General features: G+C 65.1%; 3 protein-coding genes. 2 read left to right on the top strand and 1 reads right to left on the bottom strand.

All coding sequences use genetic code 11. From position 1 onward, the window contains the following. Window positions 1-125: 125 nt before the first annotated feature. Window positions 126-512, bottom strand: coding sequence for a VOC family protein (locus QOD90_RS00135; RefSeq protein WP_526345442.1), 387 nt, complete (start codon window positions 510-512; stop codon window positions 126-128). Between the two features lie 870 nt (window positions 513-1,382). On the opposite strand from QOD90_RS00135, the gene QOD90_RS00130 reads away from it, so the two are divergent. Then, entirely contained in the window at window positions 1,383-2,147 is a 765-nt protein-coding gene (locus QOD90_RS00130; RefSeq protein WP_526345440.1) for a hypothetical protein, read from the top strand. Window positions 2,148-2,263: 116 nt separating this feature from the next. Continuing rightward, complete coding sequence (locus QOD90_RS00125; protein WP_526345444.1) at window positions 2,264-4,345, top strand: hypothetical protein; 2,082 nt, start codon at window positions 2,264-2,266, stop codon at window positions 4,343-4,345. Window positions 4,346-4,358 lie beyond the last annotated feature (13 nt).

Raw genomic sequence — 4,358 nt, 5'->3', positions numbered from 1 at the left:
CCCACCGGCAGCAGCCCCGCCCTGCTCGGCGACGAGTGCGCCCGCATCCTGTTCAACAGTGTTGCGCGAGTTCACGATACAGGCGCGATCGATATCGGCATAGGCCGAGACACCCGGGCTGGTGGCTACGCCTCGTCACTGGGTGCCGATACCTCGACCAGGATGTTGCCCGGCGCCAGGCAATAGAAGAGGTAACGCCCACGCATCCCTTTCGGCGGGTCGATCTGCTGGCTAGTGCCAGCCTGCAGATCGCGAAACACGTCATCGACGTTCTTGGTCGATGAAAGGCGAAACCCGATGTGATAGGTCGTCACGTCCAATTCGACCTGTTCGGCACCACCGAGCTTGCCGATCGGCTGACTGATCACCAGCTCGAGGCCGGCATCGTCGTACAGGATGGCGAGTCGATCGGCGCCGCGTGTCGCGTGATGACGAAAGCCGAAGTGCTGCACGAAGAATTCCCGCGTCGCAGCGACGTCAGGAACGTAGAGGTCGAGATGGTTGAGAATCATGCCGTTGCTCCCATGAATCGATGATCACGATGGAGCGCGCATACACATCCACGCGACACGTGATCCCCAGCAGGCGCGCTGGGAGACGTGTCGTGGGTTCTCGCGTTGCTGCGGAACAGAACTTCCGAGGAAGTGGTCGGGCTTACCTATTCAACCGACCGTGCCTTTTTCGACGAGGCGATCGTAAGCGCTCAACCCCCGCTTGTCCACCAACGATCCGCGCGAGCCATGTCTGTGACTCGATGCGATGATTTCTGGGGAAGTGTTGAATTCGGGACCTCCGGCTGGCAGTCGGATGGCGCGCGCACGCCTGAATTAGCTGCAGGACAACGAGATAGGTCGTTTCTCCGCGTTGATCTTGCTGACAACCGGCTTTGGGTATGCGTACATGACGTCAAGAACGATTGACCGGTAGGTCGCGCGTCGTTAGAAAGGAAAGTGAAGGCCGCCAACGTCTCCCGCCATGCACCGATGCGTGTTCAGCGGGTGCGGTCGAGAAGGAGAACTCACGTGGATGCTGCGCGCAACAAAACGGTCGCCCTAATCGTCGCGATCGTCGCCGTAGTCGCTGCGATAGTGCTGTGCCTCATCCATTCTGGTGTTTCGCCGGTTGGCAATCTCGCCGGAGGTTCTGGTGACTCATCGACGGGAGGGACGTACACACAACCGTCCGTTCCCGCGATGTCGGTTGATCCGACGAACTTGAAGTTGGGCATCACCGTGACCCAGACGACTCCTGCTACCACGCTGGCCACGATGGAGGCATCCCCAACCTTGAAGGCAACACCCGCTCCAGGATGTGTGAACAACGGTCAGTGCCCGTAACGCAACCCATACTGCAATCCGACGAGATCGGGTAGAGATAAGCGCATGGCCCTCATTCCCATGCCCACCGTCGTGCTCGACGATGCCGACGTGGCGTGCGCCTTGAGTCGCGCGGTGCGGATCATCAACCCCGTTGTCGACGTGCTGTCGCGGGCTGATCCGTTCGGGTTGAAGGGCCGCAGCCACCACCTTGGCGTCGCCGACGGTTCCGTCGACAAGGCGCTCGACGCGCTGGCCTGGGTGCTCGATTCCGCCGACGTCCCAGGAACGCGGGCCTGGGAGCACATGACCCTGGACGGCAGGGCCAATTGGTGGGTGCACCGGGTCGGCGCGCTCGACACCGTCCTGGTCGCCTTTCCGGGTTTCTTCGGCGTCGTTGCGGACCGTCTGCCGATTCAGGACGCGCTCGGCTTCGCCAACCAGGCGATCGTGTTGTGCGCCGTGGCGCGTGAATGTGGGGTCGACGACTACGGACAACAGGTTCGGCTGCTCGCCGCGGTGATGTGCAATCGCGACCTAGGTGACGACCCCTACACCCATGACGACGCGACCGCACCGGAGCCAGAGTCGAATCCGACGGGCGGGACGCCGTTGGCCTTCGTGAGGGCGGTGTGGCATCTGGCGGGAGTGATGCGCGCCATCGGCGACGAGCTCGTCAAGCGGCCCCGGCCACGCCGACTCTTCCGCTATCTGGGGATGCTGCCTGCGGTCGGAGCCATCGCCGACTACCTCGGTGAGTACGGCGCATTGGTCCGGGCGGCCAAGGCAGGACGTGAGTGGATCGGGCGTCAAGCGGTGTCCGTCGGCTGACGCGACGAACCAGCGAACTTGCCTCGATCGCTGGACATCGCCACCAGGCGGTGGCAACGCTGCTATAAACCAGTCACGGGGTGTCATCCACCTCACGGAGTGGAGCGTCAATGTCGATGCCGCACGAACGGGTCTGCCAGCGGCCGGCCAAGGGCTACGCGAGGTACGTCGGACGGGTGGGTGCGCTGGCAGTGGCGCTGGGGATTGGGGCCGCAATCGCTGCCAGCCCCGGAATCGCCAGCGCCGACGACAACGAGTCGGGCTCATCGTCCGGATCGTCCGCGTCCTCGGGGTCCACCGGGGCGAAGGACGGCCCGTCGTCGAAGAAGTCCGCCGACGGTGACCATCAGCAATCCCCGGTCAAGCCCGACTCCAAGACGGCGGAGAAGAGTTCCGAACCGAGCGCAGCCAGGGACTCGGCTGCCGACGACACGTCCCCCGGCGTCGATGCGGAACCCGCGCCGACGGCTGCCAAGGTCGCGAAGTCGGAGCAGAAGAAGTCCAAGCGGTCGCCCACCGCGACGGAGGCCGCCGACGACACTGCGACGAGGACACCGACGCCACAGTCAGCACCCGCGCCATCCGCCCAGGTGGACACTGTCTCGGCGGCCGCACCTCTCGCGCAGGACCCGCCCGTGGCGGCCCGGTCGGCGGCCACTGGGGACCCGGCTACGCCGCCCCAGGCCCCGGCGCTGTGGGCCATGCTGGGTTGGGTGCGCCGTGAAACCGGGCAGGGCGTCCCGCCTGCGGCGAGGGTCGCTGCGGCGTCGTCGACGACGACACTGGTGCAGCCCACCGCGTCGATCACGGCCACCAGTCCGTTGGGCACCGCACAGCAGCTCGCCGCCGAACGATTGGCGGCTCAAACGGCGGACACGTTGCCCGTCGCACTGATGAAACTGGTGCTGCAGTTCGGGTTTCGCTCTGCCGCCCAGCAACAGTTCGCTCAGGTCGGCGGCCCCGATCAAGGGAACCTCGATCAGCTGGCGGCCGCCGTCGACGAATACGCGATGGGGGCGGCATTCCAGCAACAGATCCTCAACTCCAACGACCCCACGGTCGTCATGCAGGTGGCACCACCGCACACCTGGTACGGGCAGATGGTGCCCGGCTCCCGGATCCTCTACGACAACCCCGACACGATCTACCGGTTCATGGGGGTCAACGCCGCGTCGTCGTACGTCATCACGGGGCAGTTCACCGGCGACCGGCCCGCCGACACCACCTTCAGCGTTCTCACCGGCTTGTCCGGGAACACCGCGTCGGTCCTCGGCGGTCACGACCTGGTGGTCAATCCGGACGGTAGCTTCACCATCACCGTCAGTCGTGACGCCGCCGCCCCTGGTCAAACCAATCACCTTCAGCTGACCAATGATTCGACACTCATCGCAACGCGGAACACGTTGTCCGACTGGGCCACCGAGGTGCCGATGACCCTGTCGATCGAGCGGGTCGGCGGCCCGCCGAACAGCCTCTTCAGTCAGCTCGGTGGTTTCGCGATTCCCGGCATCGGGCCATTGGTGGTCGGCAGTCCGTTGCTCACCGCGCTGGTGTCGCTGATTCCGCCCCTGGCCGATCCTCCGCCGCTACTGCGGGGCGCCGTCGCCGCCATCATCATGGCCCTCGGCATCCAGCGCGAGGCCACGTACATGGCGGTGGCCACCACCGACCCGGAGACCGGACAGCAGATCGCGCCGAACGTGTTGAAGAACCCGGCGCGCAACGCGGAATTCCTTGCGACACAGCTTCAGAGCGCAGGCTACTTCCAATTGGCCGACGACCAAGCGCTGGTCGTGACGGTCGATCCGGGCAGCGCAGGCTACTTCGTACTACCGGTGACCAACGATTGGACCATCTCCAACGACTACTGGAATCAGCAGACCAGCCTGAACGATTCGCAGGCGATCCCGAACTCCGACGGCACCTACACGCTGGTGATCTCGAAAACCGATCCCGGCGTGGCGAACTGGGTGTCGACGGGCGGCCTGAACCAGGGGACCATCTCGATGCGGTTCCAGGACCTCGACCCCAATTCGACGGATCTTCCCACGGTGAGCTCGCAGCTGGTGTCGCTCGGCGACCTGTCCACCGTCGTGCCCCCGGGCACCGTGTACTACACCGAGGCGCAACGCGCGGCACAGTTGGCGACCCGCAAGGCGGGCTTCGACAACAGGTTCGCGCCGTATCCCCAGCCGTAGGCGGGCCGCCGCG

The organism is Mycobacterium sp. (assembly GCF_032161845.1).
Classification (GTDB): Bacteria; Actinomycetota; Actinomycetes; order Mycobacteriales; family Mycobacteriaceae; genus Mycobacterium.
Note: the sequence above shows the minus strand (reverse complement) of the source record. Positions and strands in the feature narration are given on the sequence as shown.